Source organism: Blastocatellia bacterium, from assembly GCA_016713405.1.
Classification (GTDB): Bacteria; Acidobacteriota; Blastocatellia; order Chloracidobacteriales; family JADJPF01; genus JADJPF01.
The window spans coordinates 16,147-42,044 of the sequence record JADJPF010000003.1 but is presented as its reverse complement, the minus strand read 5'-3'; the positions used below and the strand labels follow the sequence as shown (position 1 = coordinate 42,044).

Below are 25,898 nucleotides of genomic sequence, written 5' to 3'. Positions count from 1 at the left end.
ATATGGAAGCAAAAAGCTCAAGTGAACCAGTACTTAAAGATGTTATTCCTGTGCTTGGCCCAGGACACAATTTTGGTACAATTACAGAAAAAATTAGTTCTATAGTTTTAACTCGCTACACTCCTATTTCCTTGTTTGTTGGTTTAGGGGTTGCTTTCATAATCGTTAATATCCTTATGGCTTCTGTCACAATGCTTTTAGCTCGTGGCGTAGGTGTTTGGGGGTTAAACGCTCCTGTTGGTTGGGGTTTTGCAATCATCAACTTTGTTTGGTGGATTGGTATTGGTCATGCAGGCACCTTAATATCAGCTATTTTATTATTGATGGGCCAAAAATGGCGTACCTCTATTAACCGATTTGCTGAAGCAATGACGCTTTTTGCTGTAGCCTGTGCTGGTATGTTCCCCTTGCTTCATACAGGACGACCATGGTTTGCTGCTTACTGGCTATTTCCAATCCCTAATACTATGGCATTATGGCCGCAATTTCGTAGCCCGCTGATGTGGGACGTTTTTGCAGTTTCTACCTATGGTAGCGTTTCCTTGCTGTTTTGGTATGTTGGTCTAATTCCAGACCTTGCAACAATGAGAGATAGAGCTAAAAATAAAGTAGTAAAGGTTATTTTTGGCATGATGTGTATGGGTTGGCGTGGTTCTGCTCGTCACTGGATCCGTTATGAAACTATTTATAACCTTTTAGCAGGACTTGCTACCCCTCTAGTTGTTTCAGTACACACAATTGTAAGTTTTGACTTCGCAGTTTCAGTAATACCAGGTTGGCACGCAACTATATTTCCTCCTTACTTTGTTGCAGGTGCGGTTTATTCGGGTTTTGCTATGGTGCTAACACTTATGCTACCTGTACGTGCATTATTTAGACTTCAAGACTTTGTAACTATGCGCCATGTGGAAAATATGGCTAAAGTTATGCTTGCAACAGGATTGATAGTTTTTTATGGCTATAACATGGAAGCTTTTATGGCCTGGTACAGTGGCAATAAATACGAAAGCTTTATGATGTATAACCGTATGACCGGGCCTTATGCTTGGGCTTATTGGGCATTAATATTTTGTAATGGCGTAGTGCCACAAATTCTTTGGATTAAAAAAGTTAGACAAAATATTATTGTTTTATGGGTCATCTCTTTAATAGTTAACGTTGGTATGTGGCTTGAACGATTTGTAATTGTTGTTACTAGCTTACATCGTGATTTCTTACCTTCATCTTGGGGTATTTATTGGCCTACTATTTGGGACTGGGGAATGTATATAGGAACAATGGGATTCTTCCTTATGCTAATGATCTTATTTGTCCGGTTCTTGCCGATGATTCCTATGTTTGAAATTAAGACATTACTGCCAGAATCAAAAGTTCACCATCACGAGGAATAACTTATGAAAGAAAAAGCAAAAATTTATGGACTGATGGCAGAGTTTGATAATCCACAAACTGTAGTTGATGCTGCATCAGCAGTTCACAAACAAGGTTATAGGAAAATGGATGCCTATTCTCCTTATCCTATAGAAGAATTAGGTGAGGCCATAGGCTTTCATTCCAAAATACAATATATTGTATTGATAGGTGGAATAATTGGCGGTTGCTTAGGTTATGCTTTGCAGTATTTTACCTCGGTAATTGATTATCCAATTAATATAGGTGGTCGTCCTTTACATAGCTGGGTTTCTTTTATCCCAATTACTTTTGAAACAACGGTTCTTTTTGGTGCATTCTCTGGTGTGATTAGTATGCTAGCCTTAAATGGACTTCCACAACCTTATCATCCAGTTTTTAACTCAAAAAGATTTGAACTGGCTTCAGATGATAAATTCTTTATTTGTATTGAAGCTGAAGATCCAAAATTTGACCGTAAAGCCACAGCAGAATTCTTAAAAAGTCTTGGTGCAGTGGAGGTGACAGAAGTTGAACCCTAAATTTTCACAGCACAGAAAGAGTACAGAAAATATGACAAGAATAAAACTCTGTATTTTAGCTATTTTTTGTGGCCTATTTCTATTTAATGCTTGTCGCCAAGATATGGCCGATCAACCAGCTTACAGACCACTACAGGAAAGTAACTTTTTCTCTGATGGACAAGCTTCTCGTCAACTAGTTGCTGGTACAGTAGCTAGGGGACAACTAAGAGATGATGTCCACCTTTACACAGGTAAAAAAGATGGTCAATTTGTAGCTACATTTCCTTTTGCTGTAGATAAAACAGTAGTAAAACGTGGTCAAGAACGCTTTAATATTTATTGCGCTCCTTGTCATGGTCAATTAGGCAGCGGTAATGGAATGATTGTACAAAGAGGCTTTAAAAAGGCTGCTTCACTTTATGAAGAACGCCTGCGTAATCAATCTGTAGGCTATTACTTTGATGTTATTAGTAATGGATATGGAGCAATGGCTGGTTATTCTGCTCAAGTAAATGTTCGGGATCGATGGGCAATAATTGCTTATATTCGAGCTTTACAAGCTAGCCAAACAAGTACTACTGATCCACTACCAGTAGATACAATGACAGACTTTACTCCAAGTGGTGTAGTTGACCCCAAAAAGCAAAGTTCTCCTACTAATACTGATGCTCCAAAAACAGAAAATAAAGATAATTCAGGAGGACACAAATAAATGAGTGACTTCTTTCCATCTTATTTAGTCGGATATCTTTTTTGGGTGACAATTACTATTGGATCATTAGGAATTTTAATGATTCAACACCTAACAGGTGGCAATTGGGGCCACGGTATACGTCGGTTGCTAGAAGCTGCTGCTAAAACATTACCATTAATGTTTGTCCTATTTATCCCAATTATAATTTTTTCCCATAATATTTTTCCTTGGACACATGAAGAAGAAATTAAAACCTTAGGTACTAAAACACAATATTACCTTAATACTACTTTCTTTTCTGTTAGAGCCGTTATTTACTTTGTTATTTGGTCAGCAATTGCTTTTCTTTTAAGTAAGTTTTCTGTTGAACAAGATAAAACCACTACAGTAGACCAAGCTATAGATGTTGCTCAAAAGTGCCGAAATATAAGTGGCCCAGGACTACTAATCTCTGCTTTAACAGTAACCTTTGCTTCAGTAGACTGGATAATGTCACTAGATCCACATTGGTTTTCTACCATTTTTGGCATTTTAGTTATTGGAGGATGTTTACTAAGTTCTTTTTCTTTTATGATAATTATGCTTTCTCGAATATCTGATCGAGAAGGTGCAAAAGGTAAAATTACTCCTAAACACTTTCATGATCTAGGGAAATTACTTCTTGCTTGTGTAATGCTTTGGGCTTATTTCAACCTCTCACAACTTTTAATTATGTGGTCTGCTAACTTACCAGAAGAAATTATTTGGTATATTCGCCGTAGAACTGGTGGTTGGCAATATGTTGGCCCTGCTTTAGTAGTTTTACATTTTGCTGTTCCTTTCTTGATTTTGCTTTCAAGATCCTTGAAAAAGAAACCAACTATGCTAGCTACTATTGCTGCTGGACTCTTACTTATGCACCTAGTAGATCTATTTTGGCTAGTTTTCCCTCAATTTAATAATGGAGTTATTTCAATTAATTCTATTATTTTTACACTAGTATCTACTGGAGTTATCGGAGCTATTTGGTTAGGAGCATTCTTTAAACTTCTATCAGGTAATCCTTTAATACCATTACGTGATCCTTATATTCAACCGGAGGCAGTAGCTCATGGCAAACACTGATGATACTGGACACAAAAAATATCCTCGTATGGATTTAGAGGATAAAGATATTGATGTTAGTGCAATAGTTAAATTTAGTGTTGTTCTAATTGTTACTACAGTAGTTATCTATATTGCTACAGTAGGCTTATTTGAGGCTTTAGCCTGGTGGGAAGATAAAAATAATCCTCCCCTTAACACTATGTATCAACAAAGATCTAATTTGCCACCAAAACCTATACTCCAAACAAATGCTAGTCAGGCGGGAGACTTAAAAAAGTTTAGAGCTAAAGAAGAGAAAATTCTTAAAGAAGGTGATGCAAGTATTGAAAAACTTCCTATTGAACAAGCAATAGATAAATTAGTTCAAAAAGGAGTTGAAACAAGACCAGAAAATGAAGCTCAAAACTTTCTGGATAAAGCAGAAAAAATGCCTTCAGATCAAAGTAGTGGGCAGATTTTTGAGAGGAGATTAAGATGAGGTTGCTAGCTGTAATACTTATGCTGATGCTAGCTCTTTCTGTGCCAGCACAAGTAACAAAGCCAGAGTTGCCTCAAGCTGTTCCTAATACACGTCCACCAGTATTAAATGATATTGGTATTGACCAGCGTCTTAATCAGCAACTTCCTTTGGAATTGGTTTTTCGTGATGAGAATGGGCAGAATGTTACGCTACAAAATTATTTTGGTAAGAAACCAGTAGTATTAGCCTTAATTTACTATAACTGCCCAATGTTATGTTCTTTGGTACTTAATGGACTGATTCAATCCTTAAATACTCTTTCTTTTACTGTAGGAAAAGAGTTTGATGTTTTAGTAGTTAGTTTTGATCCAAGAGAAACTCCTGAATTAGCTACAGGAAAAAAGAGAAGTTACCTAGAACGATATGTCACTAAAGGAACAGAAGCGGGGTGGCATTTTTTAACGGGTGAAGAAAGTTCAATAAAAACTTTAACTCAAACAGTTGGATTTCGATATGTTTATGATGCAGAAAAAGATCTTTTTGCACATGCTAGCGGAGTAATTGTTCTAACTCCAGAGGGAAAAACCTCCCGCTATTTTTATGGAGTTGAATATCCTCCACGAGATCTAAGATTAGGTTTAGTTGAAGCATCAGAAAATAAAATTGGCTCACCTGTAGATCAACTTTTACTGATGTGTTACCACTATGATCCTAAAACTGGCAAATATGGTGCCGCAGTAATGAATGTAGTACGTTTGGCTGGAACAATTACAGTAATTATTATTGCTGCTTTCATTATTAATACAATACGAAATGATCGTAAGAAAAAAAAGTTACAGCCAAATTAAGATTAACCTAAGTTTCTGATAAATAATTAAAGGTAAGGTTAAATTATGCAGTTAAGTTCGGGTGTACCATTTCTTCCAGAACAGGCTTCCACCTTTGCATTACAAGTAGATTTACTTTACTTGTTTTTAACGGTAGTCTCAGCATTTTTTACAGTATTAGTTTCAGGTTTAATAGCATTTTTTGCGATTAAGTATCGTCGTCGCTCTGATGCTGACTGTCCACCTATGACTGTCTCTAACCTTTTACTAGAAATAACTTGGATTGTTATACCTTTAGGTATTTCTTTTGTGATGTTTTTTTGGGGAGCAATAATCTTTTTCAAGATGGCTTCCCCACCTAAAGAGGCTATGGATATCTATGTTACTGGTAAACAGTGGATGTGGAAAATGCAACATATCAATGGACATCGTGAAATAAATGAATTGCATGTTCCTGTTGGTAAAGCGGTTAGATTGACTATGACTTCTGAGGATGTTCTTCATAGCTTTTATATACCTGCTTTTCGCATCAAAGCTGATGTGATCCCTGGTAGCTATTCAAAAATGTGGTTTGAAGCCACTAAACCGGGAAAATATCATCTATTTTGTGCTGAATATTGTGGAACTAAACACTCTGGTATGATTGGTTCTATAATAGTGATGGAACAAAAAGACTATGAAAATTGGTTAAGTAATAGCAATGATGCTTCTTTGACGGAAGCTGGTCAAAAACTTTTCAAAACCCTAGGATGTGTTAGTTGCCATAGCCCACAATCCGCAACTAAGGGGCCAAATTTAGAAGGTATTTATGGTAAACAAGTCCGTTTAGACAATGGTAACTCCTTAACGGCAGATGAACGATATCTACGAGAATCCTTACTAGATCCTAATGCTAAAGTTGTAGAAGGCTTTCCTAGCAATATGCCAACTTATAAAGGCTTAATTACGGAAGAGCAAATACTACAGTTAATTTCTTATATGAGAACTTTAACCCCTGTTGTTACTAGCAATACTCCTAATAAAGCGGTGACAACAGCACCAACAACTAGCACAGTAGCTGTAAATCCAACAGCAACAGCAAATCAACCAACAAAATCTACAGGGGATCAAAAACCAAAAACAGAAAACAACCCATCTGGCGCAAAAACTGAGCCAGCTAAAAAATAGGAACGCATATGAGTGTTACAACTGTACCGCAACAACAGGAACAAGAAAACTATTTAACTGCCGGCTATAGCCTTCAGTCCTGGTTTTTAACCTATGATCATAAAAGAATAGCCTGGCTTTACCTTGCTTCCATCACCGCAATGTTTTTTATTGGGGGAATCTTTGCAGCTTTAATGCGCTTAGAGTTGATGACCCCAGCTTCAGACCTTTTTGAGCCTGATAACTATAACAAGCTCTTTACTATGCACGGTATAGTGATGGTATTTTTCTTTATTATTCCTGCTGTGCCGGCGGTTTTGGGTAATTTCCTTTTGCCTTTGATGCTAGGAGCAAAGGATGTTGCCTTTCCTAAGCTGAATTTACTTAGTTGGTATGTGTATATAGCTGGTGCAACGTTTACTATTTACACCATAGTAGCTGGTGGGGTTGATACAGGCTGGACTTTTTACACTCCCTATAGTACTTCTTCATCCCAAACACATGTAGTCCCTGTTGTCTTAGGTCTCTTTATTACTGGCTTTTCTTCGATTTTAACAGGGCTAAACTTTATGGTGACGATTCATCGTATGCGTGCGCCAGGGCTAACTTGGTTTAGGTTGCCTTTAATGGTTTGGTCACTTTATGCTACTAGCATTATTCAAATTCTAGGAACACCTGTAATTGCTGTAACCCTAATGATGGCAGGACTTGAAAAGATATTTAAGCTTGGAATTTTTGACCCTGCTTTAGGTGGTGATCCTGTACTATTTCAACACCTATTTTGGTTTTATTCCCACCCAGCCGTTTATATTATGATTGTGCCAGGTATGGGTGTAATTAATGAAGTAGTAACATGTTTTTCTCGTAGAAGCATATTTGGTTATCGTGCAATTGCCTTTGCTAATGTTGGTTTTGTTATATTTAGCTTTGTCGTATGGGGCCACCATATGATTGTTGCTGGTCAATCAGTATACTCAGCCTTGATATTTTCAATATTAAGCTACTTAGTAGGTATTTTCTCAGCTATTAAAGTATTTAACTGGACTGCAACAATGTATAAGGGTTCGATTTCCTATGACACCCCAATGCTTTATGTTTTTGGTTTCCAAGGCTTGTTTTTAATTGGTGGTTTGACAGGATTATTCCTATCTGCTTTAGGTTTTGACGTTCACGTCCATGATACTTATTTTGTTGTTGCACACTTCCATTATGTAATGGTAGGCGGTCTTGTAATGGCATTTATGGCTGGAATACATTTCTGGTGGCCTAAAATGACAGGCAAAATGTATCCAGAAAGTATTGCTAAGTTTGCAATGATTTTAGTTTTCTCTGGTTTTAACCTAACATTCTTTCCACAGTTTGTTTTAGGTTATCTAGGCATGCCTCGTCGTTATGCTAGTTATACAGATGAGTTTCAACTACTTAACATTATGTCAACGGCTGGTGGTTCTGTTTTAGGCTTAGGCTTTACATTAGGTGTAGTTTATATGGTTTGGTCATTATTCTATGGTAAAGCTGTTAATTCTAATCCTTGGAAAGCAACTGGTCTTGAATGGGAGAAAGCTTCTTCCCCACCTATAGTTGAGAATTTCCATGAAACTCCTATTGTAACAGAAGACCCATATAATTATGCTAATCGAGATTTCATCAAAGACTTTCCTCAAGAACTATCTAAGGAGGTAAATGCCCGTGCATAGTGATCACGCAGCAGGACATCATCCAGCTTTAGCCCACCATTTCCAAGATTTAGATCAACAAAAAGATACCACATGGCTTGCCATGTGGGTCTTCTTAGCTACAGAAATTATGTTTTTTGGAGGCTTATTTTTAGCCTATGTAATATATCGCTCTACTTATCCAGATGCTTTTGCCATTGCAAGTAATGCCCTAGATGTAAAAATGGGTCTAGGCAATACATTTGTACTGATTATAAGCAGTTTTACTATGGCGATGTCTGTTTATAGTGCGCAAGTTGGCAAGAAAACAAATTTAATTGCTTTTCTAATCTTAACCCTAATACTTGGTGGTACATTCTTGGGCGTTAAGTATTTTGAATATAAAGATAAATTTGAACATGGGTTAGTGCCGGGCAGACATTTTGATTTTGCCTCACACCATGACCCAAAAACAGGTGCAGCCATTGAACATGGTGCTTCTAGCAGCAGTCATGGTGAAAGCAGCCATTCAGAAACAGGTGATAAAAAGCCTTTAAGAGAGATACAAATATTTTTCTCTCTCTATTTTGCTATGACTGGTCTTCACGCATTCCACATGATTATTGGCGCAGGTCTACTTATTTGGTTAATAGGTTTATCTGCAAAAAATACATTTTCTAAAGAATATAATTCTCCGGTGGAACTAGTCGGACTTTATTGGCACTTTGTTGATATAGTTTGGATTTTCTTATTCCCACTTCTTTATTTAATTGGCCGTCATCATCATTAATACTTGAAGCTTGATGATAATAGGTGAAAGGTAAAATTTTATGTCTGAAAAACACGCTGAACATCATATTGTTTCACCAACAACTTATGCTGCTATTCTAGGCGCATTACTAGTTTTTACAGTGCTAACTTACTATGTAGCCTTTATTGATTTAGGCATAGCAAGTAACTTTGTAGCTATGGGCATAGCCGTCACCAAAGCCACATTGGTAGTGTTATTTTTTATGCACATTTTCTATAGCACCCGTCTTTTATGGGTAGTTGTTGTAGGTAGTTTTGGCTGGCTAGCTTTGATGTTACTTATAACATTAGGTGATTACGTAACAAGACATTGGGACATCCAACAACGTATTTTCTTTTAATCAGTTTTCAAAAACAAAATAAAATAGCCGTTATTGCTTTTTGGTAATGACGGCTATTTTGTTTTGTATAGAATTTTTATCCTACTGTAGCGACATATAAAACACCATCACATTCTTTAATTAAATTTAGTGCTTCTTGTGGAGCAGGTGCGTCTAGCATAATTTTGGCGCAGGCAGCAACAGCACCTTCAAAAATTTGGTTTTGCATTTCCTGAACATTACAACCATGTTCTTTTAATACCCCAAATACTGCTGCTAAAACTCCTACACGGTCTTCATGTCTTACTACTATTCCATAACTTGCACTAGAGCCACGACGTAAGTTAACACAATTAGGAATTTCTTCACCATTTAGAAAACATTTGACTATGCGGACTACTTCATCGCCTGTTTCACTTTCTGCTTGATCGGTTGATGCTCCAATGTGGTGTGTACCATAAAGATTAGCGGAAGTAGAAATTGGAAAACTTATTTGAGCCTCACCGCCAGCAGGCTCTTGAGCAAAAACATCTAAGCCAGCAAAAAGCCTGCCTGCTGCTAATTCTTCGGCTAGGGCTTCTTCATCTACTACTTCACCGCGAGATGTGTTGATAAAAATAGCTCCTTTTTTCATTGCAGCTAAAAATTCTCTGTTGATTAAGTTTTTAGTGCCATCAGCAAGAGCTAAATGCACAGAAACAATATCTGCACTAGCAGCAACTTCTAAAGGTGTAGCCGCAAATTTTATGTTAAGCTCTTCTGCTTTTTCTGGAGTTAAAGAGCGCGACCATCCAATAACTTCCATTCCAAAAGATTGACTACGAGTAATTACGTCCTGTCCAATTTGACCAAGGCCAATAATGCCAAGAGTCCGGCCTTTTAAGCCATTTGCTTTAGAGAATTTCTTTTTATTCCACTTGCCTTGGCGCATTTCAATAACATTATCTGGAATGCGCCGGTCAATGGCTAACATTAGCCCTAGGGCTAGTTCTGCGACTGCCGCAGCGTTTTTACCAGGACAATTTGTTACATAAATACCTCGCCTAGAAGCTCCTTTTACATCTATTGTGTTAGTTCCTGCACCAGCACGAATAATTAAACTTAAGGATTTAGCGGCTTCTAAAGCCTTAGTTGTTACTTTAGTGCTACGAACTACTAAAATATCTATGCCTTCTAATGCTTCGGGCAAAGTGTCTGCACTTAAATCAGGCTTATTAACTACTTCTAAAGAATTAATTTGTTGTAATGCTGAAATACAAGACGAGTGAAGTTTATCTGCAAGCAGAATTCTAGTCATACACGGCCTCCTGTTTGTCTTCTTTATCTTTAAGGTGGCAGTCATTTTATAATAAGTTTTTGGCTATCAAAGCTAGATTTGGAGAAAGAAAGGTTTTATTTAAGTATAAATTTTCTATTTTGGGGTAAAACTGCAAAAAAAATAAAAATTTTTGCTTAAAATTTTATCGCTGGCAAATATAATATAATTTCTATCCTCAAATTATACAAAATTATTTTATTTCTAAGGCGTAAGGTAAAAATTATGAAAAAGGCTAGCTTATTATTTCTTGTCTTGATAGTTTGCGTTTCTTTAGCATCAGCCGTAACCCCTCAAAAAAAGAAAAAACGCTCTAACACTAAAGAAACAACAGAAGTAGCTAAACCTGCTGTAAATAATTCACAAATTCAAGTTCGTGTTCGCTATACCAATGGACGTGAAGTAGCTGGACGACTAATTAATATAACTATGAGTCAGGTAGTAGTTGATGCTGGCAATGGTTTGGTCGTTACTTCTTCTTTACAAGAAGTCGCTAGCTTAAATGTTGGTGTTGGTGAGATACCAGCTAAAATAGATCCTCAATTTATTAGTGATGCCAACACAGCCTTACAATCGCTAACATCTTTATCAGCAGCTACTAGCGGGATAACTTTTAGCCAATACCAACCAAAGGTTGATGAAACAAAGAGGGCTATAGATACTTTTCTTACAAAATATGAAAAAAATAATCAAAGTGAATTGGTTAAGTCAATAAAAGCAATAATTCGTGGCTATGAAACAGTTACTCCTATTTGGTCATTAAGAGTTGGGCTAGAGCAACATAAATATGTTTATGATTATAGCGAACAGATGAAGCCTGTGTTTGAACTGTACCCACAAATAAAACAAGTTACTTGGAAAGAAAAAGGTCAGTATTACCCTATTGAAAAAGTAATTGCTTGGATTTGGCAAGAAAATACCCGCCTAGTAGATCAAACTAGACAACAAGTGTCTAAGTTAAAATAATGATGTAAATATTTTGTAGTATTAGTTAGGCAGACAAATTTAAATAAAGGCAAATTTAAAGAATACCAACAAATAGAACCTTTAAACTATTATTTGCTAGTAGCACAAAATGAAGTCCTTGCAATTTTATTTACAGTGTACTAACCACAGCGTAAACTAAGTAATCTTAAATTCTTAAATCTTAAGCCCCAACGGGACGATAGATATGTAGTGTAGGGCATAAGCCCTAATAATTAAGTGTCTTCCAAAGCCCAACGGGGCGGGCATAGTTTTTTAATAGCAAGAAAAGACTATGCACGCCCTTTCAGGACTTAACTATTATTTCTTAGGGTTTCAACCCTATGCTACAATTATTTTGTCACGCGCGTGACTTAAGAAATTGAAAAAATATTAACCTACTTAATTTACGCTGTATTAAATGATATTATCAATTTACTTTTGATTAATTGTAGTTTGTCTATGAGACGCACTTATTTAAGAGTTCAGTTTGATGCTCAAAACTAATTTTCCTTTTAAGCTATAAATTATTAGCTTAAGTCTTGACGCATAATTGCTGGTGTTTCATACTTGGTAAAACCTTTCTAAATTTCTGGAGATCTCCAGATAGTAATTTAAATATATGATTTTGGCTCTGTTATTAGCCGTGATCTTTAGCTCCCAACTAATAACAACTAAAGCTCATCATGCTGTACTGCAATTTAATTTGGAAGAAATGATTGCTACATCAGATAAAGTCTTTGTTGGCAAATGTTTAGAAGTTAAAGAGACAGAAGAAATGATTGCTCAAGGCGTTATGCCTGTTACTTATTACACTTTTAGTATTTCTGAAAAAATTAAAGGTGATATTCCAAAAACTTATACTTTTAAGCAACTAGGTCATCAACCTCGTATGCTTAATAAATCTATTAAAAATAAAGATTTAGTTCCGATGGTTGGCGGGTTAGGTGGAAAAATTGCTGACCCAGATAGCTTTATTGTTCATGGCATGAGCTATTATCAAGTTGGCGAAGAAATGTTACTTATGCTAATTCCTAATTATTTAGCAGACTTAACATATCCGGTTGGCCTTTACCAAGGTGCTTTTTATGTTACTCGTACTTCTAGCGGAAAAACAATAATTAAAAATAGTATTAATAATCGTGGGTTATTTACTAATCCATACAATAATTACACAAAATCTGCTGATAAAGCTAAAGTAATTTATCCAGATGGGGATTTAGAACAACCTATTGTTGCTGCTAAATCTAGTAATCAAAACTTTGCTTTGCTAATTGGCAAACCCGGTGCGCTACCATTAAGTGATTTTACTGGATTAGTTCGCACTATTGTAGCAGCCGAAAAGTAGGAGGTGCGAACAATGAAAGTATTTAAAAGCGTTTTTTATTTATGTTTTGCAATGTTGTTTTTATTTGTAGCAGGTCAAATTACTGATATTTATGCTGGTGGCCCACTCTTTGTTGCTTCTAATGGTAAACCTGTAATTTGGGCTAAACAAGAAACTAAAGGCGGCCCTATAGGAAGTTCAACAGTAAATGCTCAGGGTCAAGTGCTTTATCGTGTAGATGGCGGCCCTCTAGGGCCACTTTCAAATGCTGAAGCAGTAAAAATTGTAGATCGTATCTTTAAGCTTTATACCGATATCCCAACTTCTACAATAGAATTTGTTAATGCTGGACAAATTAAAAGCCCTGTTGATAACACACCTATTGATGTTAATCGTAATAATGTGGGAATGGTTTTAAGTTCTCGTAATCCAACCCTTCAAAATCCAATTGTTTTTGACTCAGATGGTGGTATTACTGGCGGTGGCGGGACTTTAGGCTTTTTTACTTTTCTAGCTTTTAGCCGTCCTGATTCTTCCACTTTAGCTTTAGCTGAAGGTGCTGTAGTGCTTAATGGCCCTGCAATTAATTCTATTGGTAAAGTTCCTTTTATTGGGGTATTTACACATGAATTTGGTCATTTTGCTGGCCCACTTGATCATTCACAACTAAATGGCGGCATTGCTGCAAGTAGCTCTTTTGCTACTCTTCCAGATGGCTTTGCTAATTCGTCTCAACGTTTTGATGTTTTTGGCCCGTTTATTGAAACTGTTTATCCTTTCTTATTTAGTGGCCCAAGTACAAGCAGACTTGCTAATTTAGGTTTTCGTAGTTCAGGTGGTTTTATTGCCTCTCTAAGTTTTGATGATAATGTGGCAATGTCGGCTCTTTATCCTGCACCAGGTTATTTACCAAGTGAAGCAGGCTCACAGATAGGAGGAATTACTGGAAAAGTCTTAATACGGACTCCTAGCAAGGACTTCTCTATAACAGGGCTTAATGTAGTTGCAAGGCGTGTTAGTCAGGGTAAATATCCTCCAGATCCTAATCTAGATGTTTATCGTGGAAGTGTTCCTGTTGATGCTGATGGCGCACCTCAACGACCAACAAACCGACCAGAAATTGACCCACTAATTACAGCTACTAGTTTTGTTAGTGGAGTTATTGATAACAATGGCACTTATCAATTTATTGGACTACCTCCGGGAGATTATTTAGTTTCTGTAGAAAGAATTAACCCTAGCTTTTTAGGTGGTTCCAGTGTTGGGCCAAGGGAGGAACAACTTAATTTAGCTATTCCAGAAAACTACAATGGCGCAAATGAAGGTAATGCTGCTAGTGATAATCCAAAAGATTTTACTCCTGTAAAAGTTGTTGCTGGTGCAATTACTCCAAATATTGACATTATTCTTAATGGTTTTGGTTTAGCTTCTCTTACTTCTAGTGGCGAATCAGAACCAAATGACTCTAAGAAACAATCTCAAAAACTTGGTGCTGAAACTATAATAACAGGCCGTATAGCTGCTAGTGATCCAGCTAAAGTATTTATTGATTTTGGACAAGGGGACAGATTACCAGTTCAAGACCTTTATCGCATTGACTTAAAGTCTCCTAGCTCTTTATATATTTCCTTAGAAGCTGCTGATGTACGTAGTGATATAGACGTAATACTTTTTAGTAAAGGTATTAAAAATGGAAGTATATCTATCAATAGTGCTTTTGTTCTTAATACTGGGTTGACTGTTACAGGTTCAGAATTAATTGGTACAGGACTACTTCAACCAGGTACATATTTTATAGGTGTTGCTGCTGGTGTAGATTCTGATCAATATACTTTAACCATATTAGGGCAAAAGTAGTTTGTTTTTGTCTTTAATTTGCTATTAACTAAGCACAAGGATTTATAAGTCTTTGTGCTTTTTCATTTTAAGAACAGACTTTGTAGGAGGATTGATTTTAATGTTAGTGGGAATTTGTGGGGGAAGTGCTTCAGGAAAAACAACTATTGCTAAAAAAATTATTGCTGGTGTTGGCGAAGAAAATGTTGTTTATTTGCAACAAGATAATTATTACCTGGATTTAGGACATTTATCTATTTGTGAACGTCATAAAATAAATTTTGATCATCCAGAATCTTTAGATTTAGAACTACTGATTGAGCATACTAAAAACTTATTAGAAGGTAAAGAAATCAAACAACCTATCTATGATTTTTCTGAGCATACCCGAACAGGAGAATTTTACACAGTCCAACCTAAACCTATAATCTTACTTGATGGACTACTTGTTTTTCATAATTCAATCTTACGTGAGTTAATGAAAGTAAGAGTTTTTGTTGATACTCCTGATGATATCCGCTTTATTCGCCGCTTAAAGCGCGATATTGCCGAACGTGGGAGAGATAAAGAGTCTGTAATTTATCAATATTTAACAACTGTCAAACCAATGTATGAACAGTTAATAAAACCTAGCCAAAAGTATGCAGACTTTATTATTTCAGGTGAGCAAAATAATGAAATAGTAATAAAAATAATGATCACTTGGTTAAAATCTTTGCTAATTTAAGCTTAATTGCTGTGGCAAAAAAGAAAACGGCTGTAATAAAATACAAAAATTTACTAGGTTTAAAGAAGTGTAAATTTGAGGTAAAACAAAATTATGGATCAAACAATATCAGGTGGACAACCTTTAGAAATACAGATCTTATCCCGTATGGCTAAACTTCTAAATAGTTCCCAACAAGCAGGAAAAATATTTCAAGAATGCTTAAAAGAAGCAAATATTACCTCAATTAATACTTCTCAAGATTTAGTTCGGTTTAATCAAGTTCTAGCTAAAAAAGGTAAAGAATTTGACAAACTTACCCAAAGTTTGATGTCAGAAATAATGGAAGCTAGGCTAAAACAAACAAAAAATAAACTAACAAAAGCTTTGGGACAAGAAAAAGCAGATTTAGTTATCCAAGAATGTCTTGCAGAAGCCAAATTAAATGCCATAACTTCATCTCAAGATATGTACAAGTTTGCTTTATGCTTGATTAAAAGAGGCGGTACAGTTGGAGTAATTGGTCATAGCTTAAAAATTCAAGCTATCCTAGATGGTGCAGAGCAAACTTAATAGAGTTTTGACTTTCTTTTGCTGTCCTCCAAATAAATTAATATTTTACACCTTAAAACATTATAAAAAATAATTATTAGGGTAAAACCTAGTAATGTATTTGATTTGTTTATTCTAAAAATAGAAAAACTCTTTACTTAAGCATAAACCAGCAACTATTCCGCCTGGAATGGTTTACTTTTATTAACTGCCTAATTAGAATCAATTAGTGAGAATTTATAGGATATTCATTGTTACTTTTTAATAACTAGCTTAAAGCTATATTAATAATTAACTCAAGTATTTTGTTGAGTTAGTATTATCTTAAGAGTAAGCCCCGCAAGATCACTGCTAGTATAAAATACCAGTTGAAAACAAAATATAATTAAAAATTTACTGTTAATTAAAAACTTAGTGTTGAACTTTGATTTTTTAAGTTGGTAAATATCCAATTTTTAACATTTTATTTTATTTGATAAAAATTTTTAGCTTTTGAGTATAGTATTATTATTACTATTATACTGTTAGTAGTACTGTAATGATGGATATACTATAACTGTGAATCTTTTAAGACACAGATATTAAGTATATTTATGGAGTCAAAATGTTTTTAAGTAGCAAATCAAAAATATCTAAATTTATAGTAGTTATTAACATAATGATTATGCTTATGTTGAGCGTAAACATCAATTTAGCTCAAGAAATACCTTCACCAACACTACCACCAGTGCTTGATCCAAAAGGAGCATTTCAAACACCATTAAAGAATTTTCTTGGTGAAACATTTCGCCTTTCTAGTGCTAGCTATCAAGATGATTTTATTAGTTTAGCTGTTAATTCTGCTCAAGGATTGCAATATTCACAAATACGTTTTAGTGAAAGTAAAACAGCCTATATGACACTTTTTTTAGGTTTGCCAGGTCAATCACCTAATGGAGTACCTAATGCTGGTGGCCTACAAACACCTTTTCCCCCTACAGTTACATCAGAAATTCCTCGTGTAGTCTTGGATCCTCAAGGTGTTTTATCCTATGCTGCTAATAGTCGTGCTTTAACTGATAACCAAAAAGCTGCAATTGATCTGCTCTATAATGTTGATCTAGTTTCTCGTGGTAACTATGCCGCTAATTTACTTAATTTAGCTAGAGCGTTAAATGGCTTAAGAAATTCTGCTAGCTCTGATGATATAGGGGTAAATGAAATTATTGATAACACAATAGCAGCTTTAGCAAATGCTTATGGCACATTAGCAGATTTTAATGCCAATCCAGCAGACCCAGATCTTATTTATGGAATCGTTGCAGCAGCAATAAGACAATTATCAACTTCTAGTGCTTTAACTTCTAGTAGTAGTAAAAGTGCTTTTAATACAGCATTAAACATACTTGGAATAGGTTATTCAAATTATATGTTTAACCGTTTACCAATAAATGGAACTAATAACCCAACTCCATCAACTAGAGGGCCACTCCCAGTTTTTAGTCCTACTAGCCCGCTTAGTGCTGCTCAAGCAACTCCAGGCTTAGTTTTTGGTCAAGGTTTAAGAAGTTATTTATCTGCTGTTGGTTTTCCACAGCTTTTTAGTTTAAGTAATGTTGTATATCAAGTAAACTCTGCTGACAGGTTACAAGCTGTAATAGTACCACTTGAAAATCAAACTATGACATTATTGTTTACTGGGGCTAATTTTCCTCCAACTAATGCCAATCCTCCACAAGTTTGTTTTAGCACTGTACCTAGCCCATTTCCTTTTATGAGAATAGGTTCAAGTGTGTATGCAAAAATTGCTAATAATGATCCTGTAGTAGCTCAAAGAGTAAAAGACTTTTTTGCTGCTAATGCTGGCCCACGTGCTGCTTACTTAGCTAATCTTAATAACTTATTGTTTGGCTTTACTACTTTAGATAGTAATCCTAGTTTACCACCTAAAGTACGTTTTGCTGTGAGAAGTGCAATTGAAAAACTACAAACTGCTATCAATGGCTTAAACCAAAATCCAGCAATTATCCCAGATGTTTTAACTCTTTATAAAAAGGTTAGTGCCGATTATGATGATGTGATTTCTGGTTTACTTGCATCAGATGTTCGCATTAATTTTACTGATCGTCAAAAAACCGCTCTTATTACTTTAGGCATATCTACGTTGCCTATAGGCTTAATAAATTACTATATGCGACCAGTAATCTTATCTCAAGTTTAATGATTTGTTAGACATGCCCTCTTAATAAAATAAAAAAGGCTGGTACTAAATTTTAGTATCAGCCTTTTTGAAAATTAGCTAAATTCTTTGCTTAAAAGTTTAGAACTTAGAAAAGATATTTGCCGCTTTCGATCATTGCATTAGCAATTCTTTGACGTGACACAATAGTATTGTGAGGAGTATGACGAGTAAAGCGTTTTAATGCTGCTATTTGAGTTCTCAACATATCGCCTTCAGCAACTGCTGCAAGCAGTGGACGAGCAGTTATTTCAATACGATCCATTGCATCACTAATAAATGTGCGTGTTGCTTCAATTCTTAGGTCTGCCTTTTCTTCGCTGTTTGCTGCTACATATTTAAGTGTACGTAGTAAAGCACTTTCCATAGCGTAGGTTTCCATAATAATGTTTGCAACACCCATTAGCAATTCTTGTTGATCAGAAATTGTTTGCATATATTTTTGAGCCGCAGCACCAGCAACCATTAAAACAACTTTTTTAGCATTACGAACTAGTTTTTGTTCTTCTGCTAATACGCCGTCTTCGTCCTCATCCATTGATGGGAAGGAAAGTAGCTCTTCCATCAATTGTTTTGCTGCTGCCATAATCGGTAATTCGCCTTTCATAGCTTTTTTAAGAAGCATTCCAGGAATTAACAACCGATTAATTTCATTTGTACCTTCAAAAATACGGTTAATACGAGAATCACGATAAGCAACTGCGGCTGGATATTCTTCAGAATAACCATAACCACCATAGACTTGAACCATTTCATCTACAACAAAATCTAACATTTCCGTGCCATAGACTTTCATTGCAGAGCATTCAATAGCAAATTCTTCAATACCTTTCAAAATGCCAGCGTTATCATCTGCATCAACGCCTTCTAGGGCTTGGTCAATTAGTCCAGCAGTACGATAAACAGCACTTTCTACTGCATAAGCACGAATTGCCATTTCAGCTAATTTTTGTTTAATAGCACCAAATGAGGAAATAGGTTTATTAAATTGATGACGTTCATTAGCATAAGCAATAGCGTCTTTTAATGCTGCTTTTGCACCACCAACACAACCAGCACCTAGCTTAAATCTACCCATATTTAATACATTAAATGCAATAAGATGGCCCTTTCCAATTTCGCCTAGTAGGTTTTCTACAGGCACTTTTGCATCATTTAGCTCTAATGTACGAGTGGATGAGCCTTTAATACCCATTTTATGCTCTTCACCGCCAGTAGAAACACCAGGGAAGGATTTCTCTATAATAAAGCCAGAGAATTTTTCTCCATCAACTTTAGCAAAAGTTACAAAAACGTCTGCAAAACCAGCATTGGTAATCCACATCTTTGTTCCATTAAGAGTGTAGTATTTACCATCTTCTGAAAGCACGGCTCTAGTTTTAGCTGCAAGTGCGTCTGAACCGGAATGAGGTTCTGTTAAAGCATAAGCAGCTAATAATTCACCTGTAGCAAGTTTTGGTAAATAGTGTTTCTTTTGTGCTTCTGTACCAAAGTAGATAATGGGCCAAGTGCCAATACCGGTATGACCACCATGAGAAACAGCAAAAGAACCACCGCCGGGAGCTAAGTTTTCTGCTACTAACATGGAGCAAACTTTATCTAGTCCTAAACCTTCGTATTTTTCTGGAATATCAAAGGATAGTAGTCCAATTTCTCCCGCCTTACGTAGCAGTGAAGTCAGCATATCCATGTTTTTATTTTCGATTTCATTGCGGTTTGGGTAAACTTCACCCATTATAAAATCACGAGTTGTTTTTGCAATCGCACGTTGTTCTTCTGAAAAATCTTCTGGAGTGAAGATTTCAGATGGTTTTTTTTCTTCAGTCAAAAAGCTACCGCCCTTGACTTTACTTACTTTTTTAGCCATTACTGTTGACATAAAACTAACTTCCTTTCCAGACTCGATAAAGATTAATTATTTACTTCAAAAATACCGGCAGCACCCATGCCACCACCAACACACATTGTAACCATGCCATAGCGACCACCACGGCGTTTAAGCTCATAAATTAAAGTTGCAAGTAGCTTTGTTCCTGTACAACCTAGAGGATGACCTAATGCTACTGCACCGCCATTAACATTAACTTTATTTGGGTCAATTTCTGCGGCTTTAATTACGGAAAGTGCTTGAGCCGCAAAAGCTTCGTTAAGTTCAAATAAATCAATGTCTTCTAGCTTTAATCCAGCCATTTTTAATGCTTTAGGAATTGCAACAACCGGGCCAATTCCCATATCTTCAGGCTCTACACCACCTGTTGCATAAGCAACAAACCTAGCTAAAGGCTTAAGTCCTAAGCGGCTAGCTTTTTGTTCAGACATAAGTAGTGCAATTGCTGCACCATCAGACATTTGAGAGGAATTTCCAGCCGTCACTGTTCCATTAACCTTAAAAGCTGGTTTTAACTTTCCTAAAGCTTCTTGAGTTGTATCTTTACGAGGGCCTTCATCAATTTCAAAGGAAACTTCTTTTACTTCTTTTTTCCCTTTAGCATTAAAGTAATCGTGTTTAACTTTAATTGGTGCAACTTCATCCTTAAATCTACCTGCCTCAATAGCTGCAATAGCTTTTTGGTGGCTTTGATAGGAAAACTCGTCTTGTTGTTCGCGGCTAATTTCATATCTTGCAGCTAAACGCTCTGCTGTAAGACCCATACCAAGATAAGCATCAGGGTAGTTGTCTACTTAATAAGGGTTAGGGACAATCTTATGTCCTCCCATTGGAATCATTGACATTGTTTCTGTGCCACCAGCTAAAATTACATCAGCACCACCAATCAAGATTCTTTCACAAGCTTGTGCTACGGATTGAAGACCAGAAGCGCAAAAACGATTAACTGTGATTGCTGATAGCGATACAGGAAGCCCAGCACGTAAGGAAGCAATTCTAGCTACATTCATTCCTTGTTCAGCTTCAGGCATTGCACAACCTAAAACTACGTCTTCAATTTCCTTATGGTCTAGTTCTGGCACACGGTTGAGAACTTCATTTATTACAGATGCCGCCATATCATCAGGGCGACTGTTGGCTAAAGATCCTTTATAGGCTTTACCAACGGCTGATCTTGCAATTGCAACAATTACTGCGTCTTTCATTATTTCTTTCTCCTTATTAATTTCTCAATGGTTTGCCAGTCTTAAGCATATATTGGATTCTTTCTTGGGTTTTGCGCTCACCACAAAGGCTTAAGAATGCTTCACGTTCTAAATCTAGGAAATGTTGTTCAGATACTAAGGTCTTGTGAGATAAATCACCACCAGTAAGAATACGGGCAATCTTACGAGCAATATTTCCCTCATATTCAGTAGCAAAACCACCTCTAACCATTAAATGAACACCTAGTTTTAAGGCTGCTAAAGCACTTTCTCCAAGTGCTGGAATATCTGTGCGTGGTTTTGGACGTTGATAACCTTCTTTAACTATTGCTAAAACAGTTTGTTTTGCATCATCAATTAGACGGTCTTTATTCATAGAAATTTGGTCGGTTCTACGTAGTAGACCTAGCTTTTTAGCTTCTACTGCACTAGTAGCAACTTTAGCTGTTGCAATAGCTTGGAAAGCTTCTTTGATATAGTTAAATGGATCGGCATCAGGTGATTCCATTGCTGCCAACTGGGTAGCTCTTACAGCCATTTCCTTAGTGCCACCACCGGCAGGTATTAAACCTACACCAATTTCTACTAGTCCAATATAAGTTTCTGATGCTGCACGTGTACGAGTGCTATGCATGCTAATTTCGCAACCACCGCCCAAAGTTAAGCCAAAGGGGGCTGTTACTACAGGTTTTTCAGCATAACGCATCGCCATATTAGCGTTTTGGAAGCCTCGAATCATTAGTTCGATGTCGTCCCATTCTTGTTCCTGAGCCGACAAGAGCAGCAACATTAAATTAGCACCAGCAGAAAATACATCGCCTTGGTTGCCAACTACTAAGCCTTCAAAGTTTTGTGCTACTTCTTTGACTGCAAAATTCATCATTGAAACTGTGTCAGCACCTACGGAATTCATCTTAGAATGAAATTCTAAACAAGCTACACCATCACCTAAATCAATAAGGGATGCACCAGCATTTTTCTTGACTACTTTTTGACGGTCTTTTAATGAGGAAAGAATAATAATGCCAGGTTTTTCAGCTTGTTGTTTGTAGTCGCTTGTTTCTAGGTCAAAGCGGTAGGAAATGCCTTCTTTATAGTCATAAAAAGATTTTTTACCTGAAGCTAAAAGTTTTTCTACAAGTGCTGGGACTATGCGGCCTTCGCTACGAAGTTTTTCTACAGATTTTTCAACGCCAATTGCGTCCCAAGTTTCAAATAGTCCTAATTCCCAATTAAAGCCCCATTTTAGAGCGTTATCAACTTCGACAAAATCGTCTGCAATTTCTGGAATTAAATTAGCTGTATAAATTAAAGTTTCGCTTAATGTCTTCCAAAGGAAATTTCCAACCCGATCATCAGAATAGACCAAGGCTTTGATTCTAGCACGAGGATTTTCTATGGATTTAGCGTTTTCTAAAGCAGGAAGTTTAACTTTTTGTTGTGGCTTATATTCCATAGTATTTATATCTAAAGAATAAATTTCAGAGCCACCATCAGCAGTTTTTACTTTTTTATAAAAACCTTGACCAGTTTTATTTCCTAACCATTTATTTGCAACCATTTTGGTAAGAAATTCTGGTAGTTGGAAAACATCCCGTCTTAAGTCATTAACTGCACCAGCATAAACATTTTGTGCAACCATAGCAAAAGTATCTAGTCCAACTAAATCGGCTGTGCGGAAAGATGCGGTTTTAGGACGACCTACAGCCGGGCCAGTTAATTTATCTACTTCCTCAACGCTATAGCCCTCTTCAACCATTACTTTCATACAGTACATCATTCCAAATGTACCAATACGGTTAGCAATAAAATTAGGTGTATCTTTAGCATAGGCAATACCTTTACCTAGCCGTCGGTCACAAAAATCAGCTACAAATGCTGTTACATCAGGACAAGTATCAGGAGTAGTAATAATTTCAAGTAATTTCATATATCGAGGAGGATTAAAGAAATGTGTGCCAAGGAAATGTTTGCGGAAATCCTCGCTACGACCTTCAGCCATTGCACGGATAGAAATGCCTGAAGTATTAGAAGTAATTATGGAGCCTGTCTTACGTAGTTTATCTATTTTTTCAAATAATGAACGTTTGATATCAACCCTTTAAGCCCCATTCAGATGATTTAGTTGATGATTTTGCTGGCGCAGGTTCTGAAGCTAGATTTGGTGGGAGAATATCTAGCAACATTACTTGATATCCAGCATTGACAAAGTGCGCGGCTATTTGGGCTCCCATCACCCCCGCGCCTAAAACAGCTACTTTTTCAATCTTATAAGACATTAATCCTCCAAAAATAAAATAGGCGCGATCCAAGTCGCGCCCACCCTAGTTATTGCTGATTACACAGCAGCAAAATTTGCAGCAAAAGCAGCAACGAATAATTCTAATAGAGTTTTTAGCGTCGCGCTTAAGCATTAATCTTTTCCACCCTCATACATCTTTTCTATAACATCTTTATAATGTTCTTCGATTATTCGGCGTTTAACTTTTAGCGTTGGTGTAAGTTCACCATTTTCAATACTAAACTCATTTTCAATCAAAGCTACTTTCTTAATCTTCTCATACTGTGCTAAATCTGGTGTAAGTCGGGTAACTTCTTTTAGCATCATGTCTAGTATTTTTGCGTTAGTGCAAAGCTCTTTACGCGAGCTATAGGAAATCCCATTAGCCTTAGCATAATTTTCCATTGTTTCCCAATTAGGCACAATTAGCACGGAAGGAAACTTGCGATTATCACCTACAAGCATTACTTGAGAAACGTAGATGCTACCTTTTAACGCGCTTTCAATTGGTTGAGGAGCTAAATACTTACCACCACTGGTTTTTAAGAGTTCTTTCTTACGATCTGTGATGTAGAGAAATCCATCTTTGTCAAACTTACCTATATCACCAGTCTTAAACCATTCATCTTCAAAGGCATTAGCGGTTTCTGTAGGCTTATTGTAATAGCCTTGTAGAATATTTGGCCCACGAACCAGAATTTCGCCATCTTCAGCTATTTTAACTTCTACGTTTTTAACAACTTTTCCTACGCTGCCAACACGATTTTCTTTAGGAGAATTCATAGAAATTACTGGAGATGTTTCACTAAGACCATAGCCTTGCAGAATGGTAATATTCATAGCTAAAAAAAAGTAAGCAATATCGTCTGCAAGCGGCGCACCACCTGAAAGAAACAGACGGACACGACCCCCCATTTTTTCATGGTAAAGTTTGTCATAGAAAAGAGCTTTAGCTAATTTGTACTGCAAATCTAGTGTTAATGGTATGTCATCACCTTTGTGATAAAGACGCGCCCATTGTCGGCCAATATCAACTGCCCAGCGAACAATATTAGCTTTAGGAAAGCCTGCCATCATACCTTGTTCAGTAATTTTGCCCATTATTTTTTCAAACATTCTTGGCACACTAGTCATAATAGTTGGGCGTACTTCTAAAAGGTTTGCTCCAACTGCTTCAATACTTTCTGATAAGTGCATAGGAATACCAAGGTAAATAAGGCTATAAACAACTGCGCGTTCAAAAACATGTGAAAAAGGCAAGAAGGAAAGCGAGCAATCTTCATCGGAAAAAATTAAGCTTTCATCAGATGTATTGATTACATTAAAAGTTAAATTCCAATGAGTAAGAATTACTCCTTTTGGTTCGCCAGTAGTGCCAGATGTATAAATTAATGTTGCTAGATCTTTAGCTTGTATTTTGCCAGTTATTTGTTCATAAAGTTTAGGTTGTTCTTTATCGAGAGTTTGACCCATTTCTTCTAGGTCTTTAAGTTTAATTACTAGGTTTGGGTTTTTAAATAAACTCGCATTGTAATCACCAAAGACGACAATTTTTTTAGTTCAGGAAGTTCATCAATAACTTCTAAGACTTTTTTAAGTTGTCCTTCATTAGAAATAAAGATTATTTGTGATCCGCTATCTCTAATAATATAAGCGGCTTGTTTTGCTGTTAAAGTTGGATAAATAGGAACGTCTGCGGCTCCAGTTGCTAGCGAACCAAAGTCAGCAACAACCCAGTCTACAGAGCTTTCAGCCATTAAAGAAATTCTATCGCCATGAACTATTCCTAATTTATGAAGCCCTAATGCTGTATGGCGAATACGCATTGCTACCTCACCATAGGAGACACTTTTCCATTTTCCACCTTGCTTGTAGTGAAATGCTGCTTTTTTACTAAAATTGTCTAAAGCATGGTGCAAGACTTGGACGAGGGTCGAGGGTTTGCCGGGAAAAGTTTTTATTTCACTTATTGCGGTTGCACTCATTTTTTTACTCCATTCAAGAAGATGTCAACAACAGGATCAGCCATATCTGATAGATTATATTCTTTCTTACTTAAAATCCAGTTAGTCACCATCTCATCTAACGCGCCGTAAAGGACTTTTGCCGCAATTTGTGAGTTAATACCTGTACGAAAAACTCCTAGCTGTTGTCCTCGGTCAACTGCTGTGCGTATAAACTCAAAATAAATACTTAATTTTGTTGTAGAAAACTGCTCCATAAATTTTAATTGCCGCAGTTCTACTTGAAATACTTTAGCTAGGTTTTCATCCCTCCCCATCAAGTTAAGATGTAAGTGTGCTAATTTACGAATTTGTTCATCAGGTGCAGTTAATAAGGTTAGTTCTTTACGAGCAGTTTCAATGGCTTCATCTATTATGTAATTAAAAATGGAAATAAGTAGGTCTTCTTTATTTTTGAAATAAAGATAAACTGTGCCATCTGCAACACCAGCATCTTTAGCAACATCGGCTACTTTAGAATTAAAAAATCCATTTCTAGCAAAAACTCTAATTGCTGCTAAAAGAATAGATTCATATTTGTCTGCCGTTGGGCCAGCGGCAATTACCTCTGTAAGAGGTTTATTTAACGAAGGTCTATTAACCTGAGATATAGGTTTATTTAACGAAGGTCTGTTGGTAGTCATCCAGCCCCCAAATATAGGTTAAAATTTAATTACTTAGTTTTTTAATTAT

The 25,898-nt window shown here is 36.4% G+C and carries 21 protein-coding genes and 2 pseudogenes; 16 read left to right on the top strand and 7 right to left on the bottom strand.

Features of this window, described 5'->3' with window-relative positions:
* The first annotated feature begins 2 nt into the window (after window positions 1-2).
* The 10 genes from nrfD to IPK14_03455 are packed head-to-tail and all read left to right on the top strand — an operon-like array spanning window position 3 to window position 8,932.
* Entirely contained in the window at window positions 3-1,391 is a 1,389-nt protein-coding gene (gene nrfD / locus IPK14_03500; protein ID MBK7992494.1) for a polysulfide reductase NrfD, read from the top strand.
* 3 nt (window positions 1,392-1,394) lie between these two features.
* Window positions 1,395-1,931 (top strand): DUF3341 domain-containing protein, encoded by a 537-nt coding sequence (locus IPK14_03495; protein MBK7992493.1) that lies wholly within the window; start codon window positions 1,395-1,397, stop codon window positions 1,929-1,931.
* 31 nt (window positions 1,932-1,962) lie between these two features.
* Window positions 1,963-2,625 (top strand): cytochrome c, encoded by a 663-nt coding sequence (locus IPK14_03490; GenBank protein MBK7992492.1) that lies wholly within the window; start codon window positions 1,963-1,965, stop codon window positions 2,623-2,625.
* Window positions 2,626-3,711, top strand: coding sequence for a hypothetical protein (locus tag IPK14_03485; protein MBK7992491.1), 1,086 nt, complete (start codon window positions 2,626-2,628; stop codon window positions 3,709-3,711).
* Entirely contained in the window at window positions 3,698-4,171 is a 474-nt protein-coding gene (locus IPK14_03480; protein ID MBK7992490.1) for a hypothetical protein, read from the top strand. Before IPK14_03485 ends, IPK14_03480 begins: the two co-directional genes overlap by 14 nt.
* Before the next feature lie 20 nt (window positions 4,172-4,191).
* Window positions 4,192-5,001: an SCO family protein gene (locus tag IPK14_03475; protein ID MBK7992489.1), complete on the top strand. Its 810-nt coding sequence runs from the start codon at window positions 4,192-4,194 to the stop codon at window positions 4,999-5,001.
* Window positions 5,002-5,046: 45 nt separating this feature from the next.
* Entirely contained in the window at window positions 5,047-6,147 is a 1,101-nt protein-coding gene (gene coxB, locus IPK14_03470) for a cytochrome c oxidase subunit II (GenBank protein MBK7992488.1), read from the top strand.
* An 8-nt stretch (window positions 6,148-6,155) separates the two neighbouring features.
* A complete protein-coding gene (locus IPK14_03465) occupies window positions 6,156-7,823 on the top strand; it encodes a cbb3-type cytochrome c oxidase subunit I (protein ID MBK7992487.1) in 1,668 nt (555 codons plus the stop codon).
* Window positions 7,810-8,571 carry a cytochrome c oxidase subunit 3 family protein gene (locus tag IPK14_03460; GenBank protein ID MBK7992486.1) on the top strand — a complete coding sequence of 254 codons (762 nt, stop codon included), beginning with the start codon at window positions 7,810-7,812 and terminating at the stop codon, window positions 8,569-8,571. The genes IPK14_03465 and IPK14_03460 overlap by 14 nt, the downstream gene beginning before the upstream one ends.
* 40 nt (window positions 8,572-8,611) lie before the next feature.
* The gene (locus IPK14_03455) at window positions 8,612-8,932 is read left to right on the top strand and encodes a cytochrome C oxidase subunit IV family protein (protein ID MBK7992485.1); all 321 of its coding nucleotides are present in this window, start codon (window positions 8,612-8,614) and stop codon (window positions 8,930-8,932) included.
* 76 nt (window positions 8,933-9,008) lie between these two features.
* On the opposite strand, the gene IPK14_03450 is transcribed toward IPK14_03455, so the two are convergent.
* On the bottom strand, window positions 9,009-10,208 hold the full coding sequence (locus IPK14_03450; GenBank protein ID MBK7992484.1) for an ACT domain-containing protein: 1,200 nt from the start codon (window positions 10,206-10,208) through the stop codon (window positions 9,009-9,011).
* Window positions 10,209-10,451: 243 nt separating this feature from the next.
* Here IPK14_03450 and IPK14_03445 point away from each other — a divergent pair, with 243 nt between their 5' ends.
* The 6 genes from IPK14_03445 to IPK14_03420 all read left to right on the top strand — a co-directional run bounded on the left by IPK14_03445 (window position 10,452) and on the right by IPK14_03420 (window position 17,810).
* Entirely contained in the window at window positions 10,452-11,192 is a 741-nt protein-coding gene (locus tag IPK14_03445) for a hypothetical protein (GenBank protein MBK7992483.1), read from the top strand.
* Window positions 11,193-11,811: 619 nt separating this feature from the next.
* Window positions 11,812-12,537, top strand: coding sequence for a hypothetical protein (locus tag IPK14_03440; GenBank protein MBK7992482.1), 726 nt, complete (start codon window positions 11,812-11,814; stop codon window positions 12,535-12,537).
* A 12-nt stretch (window positions 12,538-12,549) separates the two neighbouring features.
* Window positions 12,550-14,373: a hypothetical protein gene (locus IPK14_03435; protein ID MBK7992481.1), complete on the top strand. Its 1,824-nt coding sequence runs from the start codon at window positions 12,550-12,552 to the stop codon at window positions 14,371-14,373.
* A 100-nt stretch (window positions 14,374-14,473) separates the two neighbouring features.
* Window positions 14,474-15,079, top strand: coding sequence for a uridine kinase (gene udk, locus IPK14_03430; protein ID MBK7992480.1), 606 nt, complete (start codon window positions 14,474-14,476; stop codon window positions 15,077-15,079).
* Between the two features lie 93 nt (window positions 15,080-15,172).
* Window positions 15,173-15,631, top strand: a complete 459-nt coding sequence (locus IPK14_03425) for a hypothetical protein (GenBank protein ID MBK7992479.1) — start codon at window positions 15,173-15,175, stop codon at window positions 15,629-15,631.
* 583 nt (window positions 15,632-16,214) lie between these two features.
* The gene (locus tag IPK14_03420) at window positions 16,215-17,810 is read left to right on the top strand and encodes a hypothetical protein (protein ID MBK7992478.1); all 1,596 of its coding nucleotides are present in this window, start codon (window positions 16,215-16,217) and stop codon (window positions 17,808-17,810) included.
* Between the two features lie 106 nt (window positions 17,811-17,916).
* Here the strand turns inward: IPK14_03420 and IPK14_03415 are convergent, their stop codons facing one another.
* From IPK14_03415 to IPK14_03390, 6 genes and pseudogenes are all read right to left on the bottom strand, one after another.
* Entirely contained in the window at window positions 17,917-19,695 is a 1,779-nt protein-coding gene (locus tag IPK14_03415; protein ID MBK7992477.1) for an acyl-CoA dehydrogenase family protein, read from the bottom strand.
* 44 nt (window positions 19,696-19,739) lie between these two features.
* Window positions 19,740-20,921: pseudogene (locus IPK14_03410) on the bottom strand (acetyl-CoA C-acyltransferase).
* Between the two features lie 16 nt (window positions 20,922-20,937).
* Window positions 20,938-23,200 (bottom strand): annotated as a pseudogene (locus tag IPK14_03405) (3-hydroxyacyl-CoA dehydrogenase/enoyl-CoA hydratase family protein).
* A 134-nt stretch (window positions 23,201-23,334) separates the two neighbouring features.
* On the bottom strand, window positions 23,335-24,675 hold the full coding sequence (locus tag IPK14_03400) for a long-chain fatty acid--CoA ligase (protein ID MBK7992476.1): 1,341 nt from the start codon (window positions 24,673-24,675) through the stop codon (window positions 23,335-23,337).
* Between the two features lie 26 nt (window positions 24,676-24,701).
* Window positions 24,702-25,187 carry an AMP-binding protein gene (locus IPK14_03395; GenBank protein ID MBK7992475.1) on the bottom strand — a complete coding sequence of 162 codons (486 nt, stop codon included), beginning with the start codon at window positions 25,185-25,187 and terminating at the stop codon, window positions 24,702-24,704.
* The gene (locus IPK14_03390) at window positions 25,184-25,849 is read right to left on the bottom strand and encodes a TetR/AcrR family transcriptional regulator (GenBank protein ID MBK7992474.1); all 666 of its coding nucleotides are present in this window, start codon (window positions 25,847-25,849) and stop codon (window positions 25,184-25,186) included. The genes IPK14_03395 and IPK14_03390 overlap by 4 nt, the downstream gene beginning before the upstream one ends.
* Between the last annotated feature and the right edge of the window lie 49 nt (window positions 25,850-25,898).

What these genes read in the sequence shown, in the direction of transcription:
- IPK14_03390 (MBK7992474.1), bottom strand. Translation starts at nt 25,849, where the DNA reads ATGACTACCAACAGACCTTCGTTAAATAAACCTATATCTCAGGTTAAT.
- coxB (MBK7992488.1), top strand. Translation starts at nt 5,047, where the DNA reads ATGCAGTTAAGTTCGGGTGTACCATTTCTTCCAGAACAGGCTTCCACC.
- IPK14_03395 (MBK7992475.1), bottom strand. Translation starts at nt 25,187, where the DNA reads ATGAGTGCAACCGCAATAAGTGAAATAAAAACTTTTCCCGGCAAACCC.
- IPK14_03435 (MBK7992481.1), top strand. Translation starts at nt 12,550, where the DNA reads ATGAAAGTATTTAAAAGCGTTTTTTATTTATGTTTTGCAATGTTGTTT.
- IPK14_03445 (MBK7992483.1), top strand. Translation starts at nt 10,452, where the DNA reads ATGAAAAAGGCTAGCTTATTATTTCTTGTCTTGATAGTTTGCGTTTCT.
- IPK14_03495 (MBK7992493.1), top strand. Translation starts at nt 1,395, where the DNA reads ATGAAAGAAAAAGCAAAAATTTATGGACTGATGGCAGAGTTTGATAAT.
- IPK14_03480 (MBK7992490.1), top strand. Translation starts at nt 3,698, where the DNA reads ATGGCAAACACTGATGATACTGGACACAAAAAATATCCTCGTATGGAT.
- IPK14_03485 (MBK7992491.1), top strand. Translation starts at nt 2,626, where the DNA reads ATGAGTGACTTCTTTCCATCTTATTTAGTCGGATATCTTTTTTGGGTG.
- IPK14_03490 (MBK7992492.1), top strand. Translation starts at nt 1,963, where the DNA reads ATGACAAGAATAAAACTCTGTATTTTAGCTATTTTTTGTGGCCTATTT.
- IPK14_03450 (MBK7992484.1), bottom strand. Translation starts at nt 10,208, where the DNA reads ATGACTAGAATTCTGCTTGCAGATAAACTTCACTCGTCTTGTATTTCA.
- nrfD (MBK7992494.1), top strand. Translation starts at nt 3, where the DNA reads ATGGAAGCAAAAAGCTCAAGTGAACCAGTACTTAAAGATGTTATTCCT.
- IPK14_03475 (MBK7992489.1), top strand. Translation starts at nt 4,192, where the DNA reads ATGCTGATGCTAGCTCTTTCTGTGCCAGCACAAGTAACAAAGCCAGAG.
- IPK14_03455 (MBK7992485.1), top strand. Translation starts at nt 8,612, where the DNA reads ATGTCTGAAAAACACGCTGAACATCATATTGTTTCACCAACAACTTAT.
- IPK14_03460 (MBK7992486.1), top strand. Translation starts at nt 7,810, where the DNA reads ATGCCCGTGCATAGTGATCACGCAGCAGGACATCATCCAGCTTTAGCC.
- IPK14_03420 (MBK7992478.1), top strand. Translation starts at nt 16,215, where the DNA reads ATGTTTTTAAGTAGCAAATCAAAAATATCTAAATTTATAGTAGTTATT.
- IPK14_03425 (MBK7992479.1), top strand. Translation starts at nt 15,173, where the DNA reads ATGGATCAAACAATATCAGGTGGACAACCTTTAGAAATACAGATCTTA.
- udk (MBK7992480.1), top strand. Translation starts at nt 14,474, where the DNA reads ATGTTAGTGGGAATTTGTGGGGGAAGTGCTTCAGGAAAAACAACTATT.
- IPK14_03400 (MBK7992476.1), bottom strand. Translation starts at nt 24,675, where the DNA reads ATGGGTCAAACTCTCGATAAAGAACAACCTAAACTTTATGAACAAATA.
- IPK14_03415 (MBK7992477.1), bottom strand. Translation starts at nt 19,695, where the DNA reads ATGGCTAAAAAAGTAAGTAAAGTCAAGGGCGGTAGCTTTTTGACTGAA.
- IPK14_03465 (MBK7992487.1), top strand. Translation starts at nt 6,156, where the DNA reads ATGAGTGTTACAACTGTACCGCAACAACAGGAACAAGAAAACTATTTA.
- IPK14_03440 (MBK7992482.1), top strand. Translation starts at nt 11,812, where the DNA reads ATGATTTTGGCTCTGTTATTAGCCGTGATCTTTAGCTCCCAACTAATA.